This is a genomic window from Arthrobacter sp. MA-N2 (assembly GCF_000517125.1).
GTDB lineage: Bacteria > Actinomycetota > Actinomycetes > Actinomycetales > Micrococcaceae > Arthrobacter > Arthrobacter methylotrophus.
Genome location: NZ_KI912156.1, coordinates 600671 through 617904 on the forward strand (window position 1 = coordinate 600671; position 17234 = coordinate 617904).

Genomic DNA, 17234 nt, shown 5'->3' on the forward strand with positions numbered 1-17234 from the left:
GGTCAAATCACCTACCAGCAACGCATCAGGAGCGCGCCATGAAAAAGCTCATCAACGATCCCCGTTCGGTGGTGGACGAGTCCGTCGAGGGTTTTGGCATGGCCCATGCCGACCTCGTGGATGTCCACACGGACCCCATCTATATCGTTCGAAAAGGTGCCCCGGTGGCTGGCAAAGTGGGACTTGTGTCGGGAGGGGGGAGCGGCCATGAGCCGCTTCATGCCGGCTTTGTGGGGCACGGAATGCTCGACGCCGCCGTGCCCGGCGCCGTCTTCACCTCGCCTACGCCGGACCAGATCATTCCGGCCACCGCGGCAGTGGATTCCGGGGCGGGCGTCTTACACATTGTGAAGAACTACACCGGCGACGTCCTGAATTTCGAGACCGCGGCAGAGATGGCCCAGGCCGAAGGAATCAGCGTCCGCTCGGTTCTCGTCAATGACGACGTCGCGGTGGAAGACTCGCTGTACACGGCAGGCCGCCGTGGCGTGGGCGGAACCGTGCTGGTGGAAAAGATTGCCGGAGCAGCCGCTGAGCGGGGGGATTCCCTCGAGGCCGTCGCGGGTGTCGCGGAAGGGGTTGTCCGCAACGTACGCACCATGGGTGTGGCCCTCTCCGGATGCACCGTGCCACATGCCGGCGTACCGAGCTTCGAGCTTGCCGAAGACGAAATTGAAATCGGCATTGGCATTCACGGCGAACCGGGCCGGCACCGGATCGCGATGGAGAGCGCCGACGGCATCACCAGCCGATTGTTGGAACCCGTGCTGGAAGATCTGGGAATCAAAGCCGGAGAAGAAGTGCTGCTCTTTGTGAATGGAATGGGTGGCACGCCCCTCAGTGAGCTGTACATTGTGTACCGCCGCGCGGCCCAGATCCTCGCGGAAAGAGGGGCCAAAGTGGAACGCTCGCTGGTGGGCAACTACGTCACATCGCTGGAGATGCAGGGCTGCTCCATTTCGGTGCTGCGACTCGATGACGAACTAACGGCCCTTTGGGATGCCCCCGTTCACACTCCGGCCCTGCGTTGGGGGATGTGACAGTGGACTTAGGGGTCGACTGGGCGGTTCAGTGGTTGACGCTCTCCGCGCGGCTCATGTCCGAGCATCGTGAGGAGCTGATTGCCTTGGACCGTGCGATCGGCGACTCGGACCACGGCGAAAACATGGACCGCGGATTCCGGGCCGTGATAGAGAAACTGGGCCAAACTCCACCGGAAACACCTGGCGCGGCACTTAAGCTTGCCGCGATGGCGCTGATGTCCAAGGTGGGCGGCGCCGCCGGTCCGCTCTACGGGACCGCGTATCTTCGCGCAGCTACGTCTCTGGGAGAACTTGCGGAAATCGACGCCGCTGCGCTCGCCGGAGCACTGACTGCGGCCCGCGACGGAATTGTTGCCCGAGGCAAGGCGGAACTGGGAGACAAAACGATGGTGGATGCGTGGTCCCCCGCTGTGGAAGCGGCGGATGAGGTCCTGGCCGATGGTGGAGATGCGGTGGCGGTGCTGGCTGCTGCGGCCGAGGCTGCAGAAGTGGGAGCCGTGACTACGGATCCCCTCATTGCCCGCAAGGGACGCGCGAGCTACCTCGGTGAACGCAGCGCCGGTCACCGCGATCCCGGGGCCGTATCGTCGGCATTGCTGTTGCGCGCAGCCGCCACTGCCGCCGGGTTCCCCGAAGGGTCTGCTGAATGACGGTCGGCTTGGTGGTGGTCTCGCACAGCCGGAAAATCGCCGAAGGCGCAGTGGAATTGGCTGCCCAGATGGCCCCCGATGTGAAGTTCTATGCCGTTGGTGGCACGGCCGATGGCCGGATCGGCACGGACCTGGAGAAGACGATAGCGGCCTTCGAGTCAGGTCTTACGGAGGCTTCAGGAGATGGCCTGGTGGTCCTGGCGGACCTTGGGTCCGCCGTCATGACCGCAGAATCAGCGACGGAGTTCTGTACCGAGCCGGACAAAGTCCTCCTTGCCGACGCACCCTTGGTGGAAGGCCTCGTTGCGGCCGCCGTGGCTACGCAAGGTGGTGCCCTGGCCGCCGCCGTGAAGGCGGCCGCGGAATCGGTCCGATTCGGGCCGGACGCCGCTTTTGATGCCGCGGGGCCGCCACCATCCCAAGGGAAGGGTGAACCGGCGGAAAGCGGTGAATTCGAGCTCATCAACCCGATGGGAATGCATGCCAGGCCCGCGGCGAAAATTGCCGGTGGACTCGCTGGCATGGACGTCGAGGCAACGGTGAACGGCGTCGACGGCACATCCGTCATGGAACTCATGAGCCTCGCCGTGGGCCAAGGCGGCAAGCTCAAAGTCGAAGCGTGGGGCAAGGATTCATCGAAAGCCGTGGATTACGTCAGGCGCCTCGTGGAAGAGGGATTCGGCGAGATGTGAGGCGGGCGCGGGGCTTCTGGGCTCAGGACTGCCGTAGGCCGTGGGCATCGAGCAGGAGGCTCGCTGTGATGACGGTCTGGCACTGCTCGCCCCAAGGCTTGGCGCTCTTGGGTTTAAAGTCCAGTGTCCTGACCGGCAAGATTCCGCCGGTTGCGTCCGAGCCGGTTACTTCGGCAGTGATGGGCGATGCCGTCAACGTCCCCATGCTCAGGGCACCGTAGCGGGTACCGTCCGGGGACGAGACGGCTGAGCAGGCCGCGCTGGGTTCGGGACTGCAGGATTGCGGGACCGACACACTGCCCGGGCGCAATTCCAACTCAGCCTCACGGCATTTCCCGTCTTGGCAGGCTTTCACATGGATGGTCTTGACCATGGGTGCATAGTCTGCCGCAACCGTGAGGGACACCACCGGGGCAACGGCAATTGCCGGGCACGCGCTCACTTGAGGTTGGCAGCCTGACCAGAGTGCCGCCGTCGTGCTTAATGCGATAGCGGCCCACAACCTGCGCATAATTTGAGGGTATCCCGCTGCGCCATGCCCGGAACGGGATGCCCGCAACTGGCAGGCACATCGTTATGACCATGGCAGTTTGGTTAAGGACCGGTGGGACGCAGATACTTTTTAGTCCGTTCGCTTGGCGTAAACGACATAGTTTTGTGTGGCACCGGCGTCGTTCAGCTGGAAGCAAGTCAGGAGCACCAGCCGCCCGGGCACGACGGCCCATAGGTCATCCCTTGACTCCAGGGTGGACTTCGCGTAACCGGCCGTAGAGGTGACCGTATAGTGGGTGACGCCCTCGAGGGTGGTGACCAAGACAGCGTCGCCGGGCTGCACCCGGCCCGCGCCGGCTTGGATGTCCATCAGAGCGTTGAACGCTGCGTAGCCGAGGTTCCACGAGTGAGCGGCGAGATACGTGGTATTTGTGGCTCCGGGCCCTGCCGGGCCGTAATCGCTGATCCAATAGGCGAAGCCGTTGGAGGGCGGATTGACCCGGTGGTCGGCGGGCAGCGCCATGGGTAACACCGGAATATCCAGGGCCAGCCTCGGCACTTGCACCCGCACTGGCTGGCCCGGTCCGGCGGGAGCCCGTTCCAATTCTCGGGTTGCCGCCGCCTCTGCCTCCGCCGGGGTGCTGACCACGGGGGGCACTGTATCTGTCGTGCCGGCGGATGGCGGCACTGGTTCGCTGCTGTGCCCGGGGACGGTGAGCAACGGCTGGGCCCCCGTCATGAGGGGAATTCCGTAAATGAGCACAATGGTCAGGCCCAGTGTGGTCAAGACACCGGCGGCAAGGTTTCGGATCCGGTGGCGTGCGCGGGCGGTAGGTGAGGTTGCTCTTCGCATCTACCCGAAACGCCCGTTCACGTAGTCGCTGGTGCGCGGGTCCTGGGGGTAGTGGAACATGGCATCAGTTGGGCCGTGCTCCACGATCGCACCGGGGGAATTCTGTGCTGCAAGGAAGAACGCGCAGTTGTCGGAGATGCGCGCGGCCTGCTGCATGTTGTGCGTGACGATGACGACGGTGACAAGTCCGCGAAGCGACGCGATGGTTTCCTCGACACGGCGGGTGGACGTTGGGTCCAGCGCCGAGCAGGGTTCGTCCATCAGCAGCACGCGCGGGGAAACTGCCAGGGAGCGGGCGATGCAGAGCCTTTGCTGCTGGCCGCCTGACAGTCCGCCGCCGGGCTGGTGCAGCCGGTCCTTGACCTCTTCCCAGAGGGATGCCTTGCGCAGCGAATCCTCCACGAGGAAGTCCTTTTCGGCCCTGCCGGCTTTGATCCCCGCGAGCTTCAGGCCAGCGACGGTGTTTTCATAAATCGACATGGCAGGGAACGGATTGGCCTTCTGGAAGACCATGCCGATACTCCGGCGGGCGAGGGTAACCTGCCGGCCTGGATCGTAGATGTCCGAGCCGTCCAGCAGCACCTTGCCGGCCAGCGAAGCCGAAGGCACCATTTCGTGCATCCTGTTGAGGATCCGCAAGAAGGTGGATTTTCCGCAGCCGGAGGGACCGATCAGGGCTGTTACTTGTCCTGCGGCCATGTTCAGGGAGACGCGGTCCAGGACTTTTCGCTCACCGAACCAGGCGCTGACTGACTCCGCGTTGAGTTCGGCCGCCTCGCTGCCGGCGAACGGATCCTGGAAGTCCCCGCCCTCGGGCGGATCGAAAACGGCCAGAGCGTGGCCGGGGGATGATGGCATGGTCATGAGGGTTCTTTCTTTTGCGTATTCACTACAGCAGGTTCGGCAGCAGGAGACTGACCTGCGTGCCGGTCAGCACGGACAGGGCACCCAGGGCGGGAAGGAAGACCAGCCAGGTCTCCCGTTGACCCCACCGGTACCATGACCACACGGCGGCCAGGGCGGCCAGAATCAGCAATTCCAGACACACCAGGAGCCCTACGAGGTCCGAGGTGTCCGATCCTAGGGGAAGTTCAGCGGGCTCCAGGGAGGCTGCATAAAGGACGGGTGGCGCCTTCGGCACCGCTTTTGAGAGCAGTTTCGCGTCAATCCGCAGAACCCCGTCGGGGAGGAACGCGGGCCCGGCCGCCGTGGTCAGCGTCAGGCGCCCTTCGTCACCGACGGGCAGGGCCGGCCCGGGGTCACCGGCGCGGCGCTGGCCGGTCACCTCGAACTCGGCCACGCCTAACCCGGTGGTGACAGTAAAACGTTCTCCCGGCGTAAGGCGTCCCAGCTGGCCAAAGGCTCCGCCATACGCGGCTGCCCTGCCCATGAGGACGCTCGTGCCGCTCTGCCCGGGCAGGGGAGTGTCCCGGCGGTGACCGACGCCATCCATCAGTTCCCGTGACGACGTTCCCTCGACCACTGTCTCCTGGACGTTCAAGGCAGGAATGGAGAGCAGTGCCAGCGGTGTCCCGGGGGCGACCAATCCGCCATCCTTGTCTGTCTGTCCCAGTGGGGCAGAGCCTTCCGCCAGGCTGGTCCGCAGCTCTTCAAACAACCGGGTTTGGCTCGTGGCATGCTGCACGTGGGAGATGATCACAATGTTGATGATCTGTCCGAAAAGGAGAACTGAGACCATCGCAAGCCCCAGCGAAAGTGCCTTCTGGCCGGACGACGGCGGCAGCCTGACCGGTGTGGCCCGGCGTCTGGTCCGGGGGGCACGACGCAGCCAGTCGAGCAGTCCACGACGTACCGGGCGTGGCCCGGTTTGGCGGCGTCCGGTGAGCGTCGCGATCATGCCTTCATGCCGCCCTTCCTGCGCGTGCGCCGGGATAAGGCCCCGGCGGCCAGTGGCGGAACAAACACGAGGAGGCCAACCAGGCCGCCGATGATCAGCAAGAGGTTCTGCGGTTGTCCCCAGCCGCGGCTGGAGGCCAATGTGGTGGTGACCGGCGTCAGCTGCTGGGCTGCCCCGGCGCCGCCAGCACCCCCAGCAGCCCCGGCTGCCGCTGCGGCGCAGGTTCCGCTATCCGGGTCGCAGGCGGCCGCTCCGGCGGTTGGATCAGCCCCGGGAAGGTCCCCGCCGCCGGCCTGGGCCGAACCCCCTGCCGTGGCGGCGGCCGTTTCTGCTCCGGCGGCTACCGTGGCCCCGGCCGGACCTTGGTTGACGGCCACGTCGGCACCACGCCAATTTGCCTGGCAGGCAGCGTCGCAGGATTTGTCGAAGGGGGCCGTCCGCACGAGTTGGTTGGCTGAGGGGGAATCGCCGGGCTTGAAAGTGGGATTGTTGCAGGCAGTTGCCGAGCCGCTTGAGACACTCGCCCGGGTTTCATCCATCTTGCGCATGGTGTCCTGGTCCACGCCTGGTATTTTGCGGATCTGTTCCATTCCGGCCAGGACGAGGTTCATGGGCAGCGGCGAGTATCCGAGTTGGCCCATGGGACGCTGCCCCTCGCACAAGGCGTAGTTTGCGAAGAATCCCAGCGTGGCCCCTTGGGCCGGGTTCACGGCATTGGTGGCCTGCGTGGGGACGATCATGTAGGAGTAGGCAGACATCGGGTAGGTGCGGGGGTCTTTGTAGCCATACACCGCGGAGAGGTCCTGGGAGAGATAGTTGGGCGAACCTTTGTCCTGGTTGATCTTCGCCTGGGTCAGGGCCACGGCCACTGCGTACTCGGTGGGCAGCGTGTAAAAGCCAGCTGCGTTCTTGACCTGCGCCACGGGGAAGCCGATCCCCTGGGCATAGGAGTACTCGTCATAGTTGATCGTGTACTGATTGTTAGCCGTGTAGGTGGTGACGCCCTGGGAGCCGTTCTGTGCCACGAAGTTCTTCAGTCCCTGCGTGGGGTAGAAGGAGGTGGCGTGCTGTGGATCGCAGCCGGTGACCGCACACAACTTCGCGTAGTCGCCCGGGTATTGGCGCAAGAGCCACAGGGTGAACTGGGCCGTTGCCCCGGAGCCGTCCGAGCGGACAACCACGTTGATGGTTGCGTCCGGCAGCGCGACCCCTGGGTTGTCGGCGGCGACGATGGGATCGTTCCAGCGGGTGACCTGGCCGGTGAAGATTTTGGCGATGGCCGGCTGGGAGAGCTTGAGGCTGTTCATCCTCGAACTGCCGGCCTTGAGGTTGTACATGAACGCGGTGCCGCCGGCCACCACGGGCAGCATGCCGTAGGAGAAACCGGGCATGCTGTTGTCGCGCGGGTCCGCGGTGTCACCGCTATAGGGGATCTCAGAGATGGCAAACTGCTTCATCTGGTCCGCGAATTCCTTACGGCCGGTGGAGGACCCTTTGTTTTCGTAATCCACGGTCACCCCTTGGGCGCCGACCCGCGCAATCCAGTCCTGCAGAGCGTTGCCGGCCCAAGAGGAGCCGGAGCCGCCGATGCGCAGGTAGTTGGCTGCATGCGCCGGCGCCAGGCCGGCCAGCACCAGGCCTAGGGACAATAGAATTCCCAGGACCGCCGGGAGGCTCCGTCGCTTGGAAAGGTGGCGGATCATTGGTTCTCCTGCAGGTTGTTGGAAGGGGCCGTACCCGGGTTCGCCAGCAGCTGGGCGTGGTTGCGTTCGATGCGCGGTAGCTCGCGCCTGGACTTCGCGGCCGCTCGGCGAGCCTGGCCCGGCGTTTGCTTCCCCGGGTCCTGCCCGCCAATGATCCGGGCCAGGATGAATAGCACCAGCACCACGAAAAGCAGGAACGCGGCGGTGGCGAAGCCGCGCGCAACCATCCCAGGCACCGGGGAACGAACATAGTCCAGTGCTGCCAGCGGCAGCGGGGTCTGGGGCCCGGAGAACGGATTGGCATTCATTACTCCGGTAAAGCCGGACGTGAGTAGGACCGGGGCTGTTTCCCCGATTCCGTGGGCGGTTGCCAAGATGATGGCGGTGGTCAGGCCCGAGCGGACCGTCGGCAACACGATGTGCCACACCACACGCCACTGCCCCGCGCCCAGGGCCAGGCCTGCCTCGCGCAGATTTCCGGGCACCAGGCGGAGCACGACGTCGGCCGAGCGGATCATGATCGGCAGCATCAGGACGGTGATTGCCAGTGAAGCGGCAAAACCGTTGGTCTGATGGGTGATGGACATGACCACAGCGGCGTAAATGAACAGGCCCGCTACGACCGACGGGAGTGCCGTCATCGCCTCAACAACCGTACGCACGATGCGCGCCAACCGTCCGCCGACCTCGTTGAGGAATACCGCCGTCGTCAGTCCCAGCGGGATGGTGATGGCAAGGGCGATGGCAATCTGTTCCAGCGTTCCTACGAGGGCATGCAGGACACCGCCTTGGTCCAGTCCGGACAATGGCCCGGCGCCGGTCATGTCCGTGGTAAAGAAATTGAGGTGGAACAAGGCGTCCTGGCCTCGGGCGAACGTGAACACGACCACGAGGCCAAGCGTGCCCGCGACGGCGGCACCGGCGGAGCTGAGCAGGATTGTCAGCAGGCCATTGCGTACTGCCGGAGCCGGTTGACGCAGGTACACCAGCGCGGTGTACAACAGCAGGAACCACAGGTAGGAGACGATGAACAACCAGCCCAGGGGAATCAGTCCGAGCGCTACGGTCAGCAGGAGGCCCATGCCCAAGCCGCCGGCGGCTGAGCCGGCCAGCGTCAGGACGTGGGTACGGCCGGCTCCCGGCCGTACCCGGGCCTCTTCAGGGCCGGCGGAAGGTTTGGCCAGCAGCGGGAGTACGGTAGCCGGGCGGAGCGGCTCGGCGGTTGCGGGCAGCGGGCTCACATGGATGGCGGGCCCGTCGTCGGTTGTGGTCATGATCAGCCCTCGCTCTCTGCACCGGACCGGGATTTAGCCATCACGGCTGAGGCCGTGATGTTGACAAGCATGGTGATCACGAAGAGAGTCAATCCGGCGGCCATCAGTGCGCTCATGGCGGATTCGTTGGACTCGGAGTACTTCAGTGCGATCATGGCGGCAATCGAGTTGGCGCCTTTTTCCAACACATGGAAATTGATCGCATAGACGGGGCTGATGATGAGGTAAATGGCGATGGTCTCGCCAAGTGCCCGCCCCAGCCCGAGCATGGTGCCGCCGATGATCCCCCCGCGGCCGAATGGCAGCACGACCGTCCGGATCATGCCAAGGCGGGTGCCTCCCAGGGCGTAGGCGCCTTCGCGCTCACCTATTGGCGCCCGCCGGAAGGATTCGGTCATGATTGAGGTCTGAATCGGGACAATCATCATGGCTACGACCAGTCCGGCGATGAAGGCGGATGCCGTGAAGGGTACGGTATCCCGCAGCGGGCTGGCAGGGTCCACACCGTCGACTTGCAAGAAGGGTATCCAGCCGAACCAGGTGGACAGCCACTTGCTGAAGTCCACCACGTTGGGCTGAAGCATGTAGGCGCCCCACAGGCCAAAGACCACCGAGGGAACGGCAGCCAGGAGATCAATCAAACTGGTAAGGGCCTTCTGCATCCATCCGGTGGTCACTTCGGTGATGAACAATGCGGTCCCCAGGGACAGGGGCATCGCGACGGCCAGCGCGACCGCGGCGATCTGCACGGTGCCCCACAAAACAGCGGCAATGCCGAAGTCGTTCGTTTCCGGGGCCCAGTTCTGCGTGGTCAGGAAGGTGCCCAGCCCCACTGCGTTGATTGCGCCCAGGCCGTTGCCAGCCAAAAAGAGGCCCACCAAGGCCATGATGGCCAGCACGATTCCACCTCCCACCCTTGTGATGGCCCGGAACACATAGTCCGGTTGCTCCAAGAGCTGGTGCAAGGGGCGGGGACTGTCCTGCGCTTCCTCGGGGCGGGTTCCGGGCCGTACTGTGCTCATTTCCGCCGCCCCCGTGCCAGCAACGGTGCGGCGGCAGCGCTGGCCAAGGCCGCTGCCAGCCCGATCACCAGCGTGTACTGCGGCCAGGCACTGCTGGTGGACGCGGTCCGGCCGGGCACCATTGCCGCGGCGGGTGCGGGGCCGGCCGCCGGCGCTGCCGCGGGGACGGTATCCGTCGTGGCTGATATTGGTCCTGCGGTTACCGGCATTGTGGAGGCCACGTCTCCGCTGGTTCCGGATTCCATGGGGAGCGGCTGGGGGGCGGCGGGTTCGGTCTGCTGAGGCCCGGACACGCTCTGTAGTTTCTGGATCCCGGTAGCGGCCAACTGCAGCAGGGGCGGGGTGAGGGGCGCATATCCTGGCGGCAACATCCCGCTGCTGAAGCCGGGTTTCTGGCCTTCGGTACTGATGTAGGAGAAAAGCCCGGCAAAGGTCGCAGCCTGGGTCTGGCTGACCGAGGCCAGGTTCACCGCGCCGTAAATGGGGAGGGTGAGCGGATAGGCCTTGGCGTAGTCCGGGGCAGCAGCCGGCCGGCCCACTCCGGGGACTTCGGTGGATTCGAATTGCGCGGCGGCCGCCTGCATGCTGGTGGTGGTGGCGCCGATGCATTGTGCGCCGCTGACATTGCACAGCTGAGCCGTAGGCAGCTGGAACTTCGCTGCTGAGGCGGCGTCGGTAATTGACAGGATGCTACGGCTGCCGTACTCCTGACGGGGCACCGATTTGTAGGCGGGCGGGCTGCAATCCGCGCACCACGCCGTGGTGGCGGCGGGTTGGGCGCGCACAGTGTTCTGGGCCGCGGCAGCCATATCCTGTACCCGGGCGTACTGGTCGCCCACGGTCAGTGCCGGCTGGTCAATAGTCCCGTTGCCGTTCCGGATGGCTTGCCCCTGGGCCCAATAGACCTGGGGATATGCGGCACCCTCGGAAGGGTAGGACACGGGAGCGTAGGTGAAGCCGTCAGGAGTCTTCGTTTCGGAAATCTTCCGGCTCGCCAGCTGGTCCAGTGCGGTGGCCTGTTCCTGACATTCGCCGTAGCTCCGGGTCGAATAGAAGGGGTTGATGGTCATGCCTGAAGGATCCGGGCATCCGTCCAGGAAGGCCCTCGCGTCCTTGTCGTTGAGCAACCAGTCCCAGACGGCGGCTGCTGCGTCGGAGCGCAGTCCTTCAACGACGGGAGGGCTGACGTTACCGGAGGAGCCAAGGCCTTTAGGGTTCAGGGATCTGAACTCCGGATCATTCTGGATGGAGTATGTCATCGGCTGCCCGTAGCTCGTGCTGCCAGGCTTAGTAAAGGGGGCGTCGGCGGCAGCGGCAGGAGCCGTGTGCTGGACGTAGCTCTGCGTGAGAAGCTTGGCCAGGAGGCGGGCATTGAGTTTCAGATCGCGCACCAGACCCGCACTACGTGCCTTGTCGGCTTCCCACTCGGCTTTGTCCCGATAGCCGCAATCAGCCAGCGTATAGGGCGTGAAGGATGCCGTGCAGGCATTGTCAATCGTCATTGCGATGACTACTCCGGCGAGTGCAGTCGGCACGTAGAGGGCGTTAACGTTGGCAGGCGCGGGGCGGGTGATGAAAGCGAGCGCGTCCGGCTGCTGGAGCTGGGTGCGGGCTTGCAGGTCCGCCAGCGGTGAGAAGCCCAAAGTAAATTTCTTGGTGTCGCACACGGCGGGAATCCACGACTTCATTGCCGCACTCAGTGCCTCTGAGCCCACGCTGAGGGTCGCCGCCTGATCGGTGGGACATACAGCCGCGACGTCCTGGAACTGGAGGGGGACTTGCAGGCGCATCGCCCAAAGGCTGGGCGCCAATGGCCCGGCAGGGAGAATGGCGTCCATCGCAGCCGTTCGGGGCACTGCAACGAGCCAGCATTTGGCCACGCTGGGTGCATCCGGCCGGTGACCGCAGCCCAGCCCGGAGGCTTCAGCACCGCTTTGCACTTCGAAGGTTCTCGAGCCGGACCCCTGTTCCGATGACAGGAAACGAGAGAACTCGTTGGTGGTGGTGCGGTTGAAGAACGGATTGCGGTACTCGCTGAGGTTGAAGCCGTCGGAGATTCGTGTTTGTTCCCCGGTGACGGCCTTGAAGGGGGCGGGAAGGTTCATGGTGGGGGAAACCGGATCGGCGGCTTCCCAGTCCCCGCCGCGGACCAGAGGATCGTTGAGGAGGGAGCGTTGGTGTGCCGTGTTGGAGATGTCACCGTCCAGGCCGGTAGCCCCGAACTGACACGTGGCCGGGTCAGGTTCGGTAGCGGCCGGATCAGGCTTGTTGTCCGCGCCCGGCTTGCCCCAGCACTGGAACACCTGAAGGTAGGAAGTGCTGGCACCGTTGGCACCGGCAGCAGGATCGGCGCCGCTGAAGCTGACCGTCACTGACTGGTTCTGCAGGTTCCTTGTTTGGGAAACCGTCAGGGAAAGGCCAGTCCGTCCGTTGCCCGGCCCGAATGCGGCGGCTGCTGCGTCGCGCAGCCGCTTATCGACGTCGTTGTAGGACTTCCCTGCGGTATGGGGCAGCTGTTGCTGAGCCCCGCGCGGGACCGTGCTGTCAGGAGCGTTGTTGGTGTTGTCCCAAGCGACGGTCGCAGCGGTGTCGCTGACCATGGAGCCGGCAGGCCCCCAATCGGTGCCCGGAACCGCCGGGGCCGCCGAGCCAGGAGGAAGGGAGAGCAACAGGAGGGCGCCCACAGCCGCAGTCGCGGCCAAGGGGGAAGCCCACCGCCCGGCCCGTCGCTGGCGGGTCCCGGTGTGTACCCGTCGGGTATTCCATGGAAGCGGCATGAATACTTTCTTTCCATTATTAAGGGATCGGCCGCGAAGTCCTGTGGGCCGACTATTTCGGGCCTATCAATGGAGTGTTTAGCCGAATGGCAGCGGAAGCTGCTGGACTATTGTTTCCCGAACCAGGCCCGGGCCCGTTGTGCCTGGACAAAGAAAGGATTTCCCGCAGGTGAACAAAAGGAATTGGGGCTGAAAATAGAATTGCCCGGACCTCAGAAGGTCCGGGCAATTCTTGATAAAGATCAGGCCCTGCTGCCCTTACGGCGTCGGGAAAGGTAAATGCCGCCGCCCACGCCCACGAGCGTCAGGCCACCGATGACCATTGCGGCCAGCCCTGCGCTGCTTGCCGGGTTGGCGGTAGCAGTGCGGACCCAGTTGGTGTCGGCGAGGAAGGGAGCGTTCGCCGAGGCGGTAACAATCAGCCCGGCTACCTGGAACGTTGCGCCCGAAGCACCCTTCAGGATCAGCGTGTGGGTTCCGGCCGGAAGGCTCGCCGGGACCGAGAAGGTGAAGCTGACTGATCCGTCCGAGCCGGCTACTGCAGTTTCGGCCAAAAGGATCGGATTCGAGTGGATTTCACCCGAGACCGTTTCGCCGGCCGCAAAAGTGTTGCTGGGGGCGTTGACAACGTACTTCTGGCCGATGGAAAGCTGATCTCCGGCCTTCAGGACCTGGGCATCGGCGGAATTGGTCGCCGGAACGGTCACGCCCGCGGTCGGCGCTACGCTTTCGCTTGCCGAGGGCGTTCCGCTTGGGCTTGCGCTCGCTGACGGAGTGGCCGTTTCGCTAGCTGAAGGCGTTGCGCTCGGGGAAGGACTTGCCGTCTCCGTGTCGGACGGCGTTGCTGTTGGTGTCGGGGTGGCGACGACGGGCTGGCTGATCGTCCAGTTCTTCGACGCGTCGGTAGTGAGCGTAGCCCAGGAAGCCACGGTCGTGCCGCCTACCGGATTGATCGTGGCGGTCCTGAAATCGTCGGACAGGACGGTGCAGACGTAGCCGATGCTGTAGGTGTGGCTGGCTTGGACCACGGCTGTCATATCGGCAATGGGTGCCTTGGCGCCGTCAACGAATCCGGACTCCAGGTTGTTGTCGTCCGCGATGGCCGTGCCCGTCAGGGACATCTGGGACATCGGATCCTGCGTGAACGGGTAGAGGTTTTGTGCCTCTGTAGTGCTCGTCGCCGGCTTGATCTCTTGCCCCACCTCGGACATGAAGATCAATGCACCGGCCATCATGCCGCCGACCGTCGGGCAAGCCATGTCACTGTGCAGCTTGAGGGCAACCAGGTCTGCTGGTGACCAGGAACCGGCGTGGTTGTTGGCGGTTACCGTGCCGGCCGAACCAACCGGCAACGCGGCGCTGGCAACGGCAATTCCTCCGCCAAGCAGGAGCGCGGTCCCGGCAACTGTTGCCGTCGCATTAAGTCCCCAGCGGGTTTTCTTTGTTGTGGCGTTAGCCATGATCTTATCTTCTCTCTCAGGTAAAAAAGTATTTGTGCTGAATTAACGTCCTGCACCCGCGGCCGATTGTCCCGCCGCTATGTGCGGAGATAATGCCAAGAATTACCGATCATTCTGCGTCATCAGCCGTATTCTGTGCGCGTGGCTAAGTAAAGCAAGCTGGTATTGCGCGCAAACGTTTGATGAATTGGCCAGGGAATGCCGGTTGAATGCCTAGTTGGTGTACCCGGACTTCTTTCCCATCGTCCAGTCGCCAACGTAGGAAAGCGTCTTGAAACCGAACTTGGTGATGATGCTCTTGCCCGCAGTGGTCTTCAGGCTGGTCGAGACGGCGTTGTTGAGGACCACGTTGTAGGTCAACTTGCTGGTCTGGACCCCGCTGGAGACAACGTTGTAAGTGTCCCGGGCGAAGATGCCCTTACCGCTCGCGGGCGCAACAGCCGGATCACCGTAGAGGTCGCCCGGCGCCAGCGCCGGGGCAGCCGTATTCTGGTCGATGGCCTTGAGCCCGTCGATGTCCGCCAGCAACTGGCCGGCAGTCGTAGTGTCGGTCATTGCACCGTTCTTCTGTGCAATCCACTGTGCGGCCGAGAAGGGGAAGATGTCGCCGTCGTTGACGAGTGCCTCGCCGTTGTTTTCGGGATAGACCTGTTCCGCGTCCGAAATGCAGGTGGTGTTCGGCGTGACACCGATTGCCTTGAGGAAGAAGGCACGCGTACCGGAAGCGGCCTGGGGCAGCTTGGGCGTGAACGTCATGGTTCCGAAGACGGGCTTTCCGGTGGTGCCGTCGATGGTGACACCGTCACCGGCGGTGCAGCTGAAAATGTTGGCGACCTGCTGCGTGGTCAGGCTCAGTGGCCTGTTGGCGGCGTCTTTCACGGCTACGGTGACCGCATCGCGCGCGAAAGGAAGGAACGTGAGATCGGTGCCCGTAACGCTGGGGGAGGAAGATGACCGGGCGATGTCGACGTCGTTCTTCTTCAGGGTGAACGAGTTGTTGGCCGAGTCCTTGTAGACGTGGTTAAGCGGATTCAGGCTGGCACTCAGGGCCTTGACTCCGGCTCCGGAACCGTTCGGCCGGGTAATCGGTGTAACGCCGGTCTTCGTCACGATCGTGGCGGCATCGCCAAAGGCGTTGTAAGAGGCCACCGACTTGATCGGACCCGTGTTGCTCAAGGCATTCCAGACGTCCTGGATGGTGTCCGAACCAACGGCCGCCAGCGGGCGATTGGATGTGGTGGGTTCCGCAGTCGCGGTTGCAGTGCTGATCAGGCCGAACGCCAGGGCAGTGACGCAGATGGCGCCGACAGCCTGAAAGGACTTTAAATTCATGTCAAGATTCCCCATCTTAGTTCCGGGTGGTGTGCGTTGCCGTTGCGCCGCCGCGCAGTACCTTTACTGCCATGGCGCTTGCTCGGCTGCTGAAGTTGTCGGGACAGAGCCGACCGCTATGAGTCTGGGGCATCGTTGCCCGCCACCTCGATTTGTTCGACTAAGAAACACCCTCGATCAGGTGAACTTACGGTGAAAGCGCGGGCAGCGGGTCCTCGGGAACTGGGCCCTCGACAGCATCCCCCGGCCCTACCTGTTCACTCGACAGTTCGACCGAAAGATGCCGATGTCCGTGCCGGATCACTGTTTCCAGCAGGCGCGCGGCGCCGAGCAGATCCAGTGCGGCGGCGGCACTGCGGTCCCTTTCCCGGATCGTGGGGTACCAGGAGCTGGCCGTCAATACAGGGCGCCCCCGCAGGCTTGCGTACCACCCGAACTCCCGGGCGGGCTGGCTCTGCACGAAAGTAATCGTGAGTTCCCCGACTGCCCGCTGCACGGAGCGCGCATGAGCGGCCGCCGCCGCGTAGTCCGGGAAAAGGCCCACACCCCGCCCGAGTTCTCGATGGTTACCCGAGATCAGGCGCCAGACAACCAAGGGTTGGTTGAAATGATCCATCCGGCGCACCATCTGATGGTTGGACTGAAGGCGGGGCGCTTGCACCAGTACCTCGGCGTACTGAACTACCAGCTGGGTCAGCTGCTGCCGTTTACTCAGTGGCGCCAGTGTCGGTACATACCCGTCCTGGACTGCTGCGCCCAGGACCGCGAGTTCGCGCTCGTTCCAGCGTGTCGCAGCAGGAAGCGCCCGGCTGACAAAGGATGTGAAAGAAATACGTTCATTGGAAATGGTGACCCCCCGAATAATGTGACTGGACATCGCGTCCGTAGTCGTGATAACGCTCAGTCCGAGGTCTTAACGGGCGGGGGGACGCAGGTTAAGGACATCGGGCCGGAGGCTGAATGTCTGCCGCCAGCGGCACTCAGATTCGCACCCTTCCAATGTTTCAGGTGCGGAAGCGGTGTAAAGGAAGCTCAGGCCGGGAGCCGCAGTCCGCCGTCGTGCATCTCGGCCAAACCGTCGCGCACGAGTCCTACAAGCGCCCGTTCCAGCTGTTCCGGCGCGGAATTCAGGCGATGCAAGGCGGCAAGCGGCACCATTGCGCCGTCGGCGACAAAGCCAAGGTCAGCTGCCGGGCGCTCAAACATTTCCCGCGCCACGGGCGATTCGGCCGCACGCAACACGGCCATGACTGCGCCCCGGAGCTGCCGGTCCGTGCCGTGCCACGCTTGCCCTTTGGGTGTGTACGTCGGCGGCGGCTCACCCGCGGCACGCCACGCGCAGGACTCACGGACGGGACATTCGGAACACTTGGGGGAGCGGGCCGTGCAGACCAGCGCACCGAGCTCCATGACGGAAGCGTTCCAGCTCACGGAGAGCGCGACGTCGTCGGGCATGAGGGATTCGGCGAGGCGCATCTCGGCCGCGGTGAGCGACGGCGACGGCAGCGCCAGTCCCGAAACGAGGCGGGCATGCACTCGCCGGATGTTCGTGTCCACCACGGTTTCGCGCCGCCCGAAGGCAAAGGCAGCCACTGCCGCTGCCGTGTACTCGCCGACGCCGGGAAGGCTTAGGAGCGCCGCATGCGTGTCCGGCACCTTGCCCCCATGTTCTTCGGCTATCACGACGGCGGCCGCGTGGAGCCTGAGCGCGCGGCGGGGATAACCGAGCCTGCCCCAATGTCGCACGGCCTCGCCCGAAGGTTCCTTGGCCAGATCCGCTGGATGGGGCCAGCGTTGCAGCCAGTCCTCCCATACCGGCAGGACACGAACCACCGGTGTCTGCTGGAGCATCACCTCGCTGACCAGAACTCCCCATGGGCTGCAATCCGGTGATCTCCACGGCAATACCCGGGCAGTCTCGGAGAACCATCGCTGCATGGACCGGTGCAAGTCCGCGAGGTGACGGGTGCCGGCAAGTTCAGCGGCGCCTGCTAATGACATGGGGTTCCTCGTGCGGCGGTTCGTGGCTGGCCCTTGGCGGCCGATTCCTGCCATCCACTGTAGTGGAGCCGGCCGGA

15 protein-coding genes are annotated in these 17234 nt (G+C 64.2%); 3 read left to right on the plus strand and 12 right to left on the minus strand.

The genetic code is table 11. From position 1 onward, the window contains the following. Nucleotides 1-38: 38 nt before the first annotated feature. From dhaK to dhaM, 3 genes are read left to right on the plus strand one after another with little or no spacing between them, the layout of a single operon-like run. Nucleotides 39-1040, plus strand: coding sequence for a dihydroxyacetone kinase subunit DhaK (dhaK, locus tag A3M3_RS0121100; RefSeq protein ID WP_028268000.1), 1002 nt, complete (start codon nt 39-41; stop codon nt 1038-1040). Nucleotides 1041-1042: 2 nt separating this feature from the next. After that, the gene (gene dhaL / locus A3M3_RS0121105) at nt 1043-1693 is read left to right on the plus strand and encodes a dihydroxyacetone kinase subunit DhaL (RefSeq protein ID WP_028268001.1); all 651 of its coding nucleotides are present in this window, start codon (nt 1043-1045) and stop codon (nt 1691-1693) included. Beyond that, entirely contained in the window at nt 1690-2385 is a 696-nt protein-coding gene (dhaM, locus tag A3M3_RS0121110; protein WP_028268002.1) for a dihydroxyacetone kinase phosphoryl donor subunit DhaM, read from the plus strand. The genes dhaL and dhaM overlap by 4 nt, the downstream gene beginning before the upstream one ends. Before the next feature lie 22 nt (nt 2386-2407). Here dhaM and A3M3_RS0121115 read toward each other — a convergent pair whose 3' ends face one another. From A3M3_RS0121115 to A3M3_RS0121170, 12 genes are all read right to left on the minus strand, one after another. Further along, the gene (locus A3M3_RS0121115) at nt 2408-2827 is read right to left on the minus strand and encodes a hypothetical protein (protein ID WP_331280375.1); all 420 of its coding nucleotides are present in this window, start codon (nt 2825-2827) and stop codon (nt 2408-2410) included. Nucleotides 2828-3007: 180 nt separating this feature from the next. Then, nucleotides 3008-3730, minus strand: coding sequence for a class F sortase (locus tag A3M3_RS27135; RefSeq protein WP_051423446.1), 723 nt, complete (start codon nt 3728-3730; stop codon nt 3008-3010). Continuing rightward, nucleotides 3731-4594 carry a phosphate ABC transporter ATP-binding protein gene (locus tag A3M3_RS0121125; protein ID WP_028268004.1) on the minus strand — a complete coding sequence of 288 codons (864 nt, stop codon included), beginning with the start codon at nt 4592-4594 and terminating at the stop codon, nt 3731-3733. Between the two features lie 25 nt (nt 4595-4619). Next, a complete protein-coding gene (locus A3M3_RS0121130; RefSeq protein ID WP_051423447.1) occupies nt 4620-5588 on the minus strand; it encodes a sortase in 969 nt (322 codons plus the stop codon). Continuing rightward, on the minus strand, nt 5585-7291 hold the full coding sequence (locus A3M3_RS0121135; RefSeq protein ID WP_028268006.1) for a substrate-binding domain-containing protein: 1707 nt from the start codon (nt 7289-7291) through the stop codon (nt 5585-5587). Before A3M3_RS0121135 ends, A3M3_RS0121130 begins: the two co-directional genes overlap by 4 nt. Next, entirely contained in the window at nt 7288-8565 is a 1278-nt protein-coding gene (locus tag A3M3_RS26260; protein ID WP_051423448.1) for a PstA family ABC transporter permease, read from the minus strand. The genes A3M3_RS0121135 and A3M3_RS26260 overlap by 4 nt, the downstream gene beginning before the upstream one ends. 2 nt (nt 8566-8567) lie before the next feature. Then, nucleotides 8568-9587 carry a phosphate ABC transporter permease subunit PstC gene (gene pstC / locus A3M3_RS26265; protein ID WP_081736980.1) on the minus strand — a complete coding sequence of 340 codons (1020 nt, stop codon included), beginning with the start codon at nt 9585-9587 and terminating at the stop codon, nt 8568-8570. Beyond that, nucleotides 9584-12364 (minus strand): hypothetical protein, encoded by a 2781-nt coding sequence (locus A3M3_RS0121150; RefSeq protein ID WP_028268007.1) that lies wholly within the window; start codon nt 12362-12364, stop codon nt 9584-9586. Before A3M3_RS0121150 ends, pstC begins: the two co-directional genes overlap by 4 nt. 242 nt (nt 12365-12606) lie before the next feature. Beyond that, nucleotides 12607-13824, minus strand: a complete 1218-nt coding sequence (locus A3M3_RS0121155; protein ID WP_028268008.1) for a hypothetical protein — start codon at nt 13822-13824, stop codon at nt 12607-12609. Nucleotides 13825-14037: 213 nt separating this feature from the next. Then, a complete protein-coding gene (locus A3M3_RS0121160; RefSeq protein ID WP_155854485.1) occupies nt 14038-15156 on the minus strand; it encodes a hypothetical protein in 1119 nt (372 codons plus the stop codon). A 187-nt stretch (nt 15157-15343) separates the two neighbouring features. After that, nucleotides 15344-16033: a hypothetical protein gene (locus A3M3_RS0121165; protein WP_028268010.1), complete on the minus strand. Its 690-nt coding sequence runs from the start codon at nt 16031-16033 to the stop codon at nt 15344-15346. Nucleotides 16034-16188: 155 nt separating this feature from the next. Beyond that, complete coding sequence (locus A3M3_RS0121170; protein ID WP_028268011.1) at nt 16189-17157, minus strand: A/G-specific adenine glycosylase; 969 nt, start codon at nt 17155-17157, stop codon at nt 16189-16191. Nucleotides 17158-17234 lie beyond the last annotated feature (77 nt).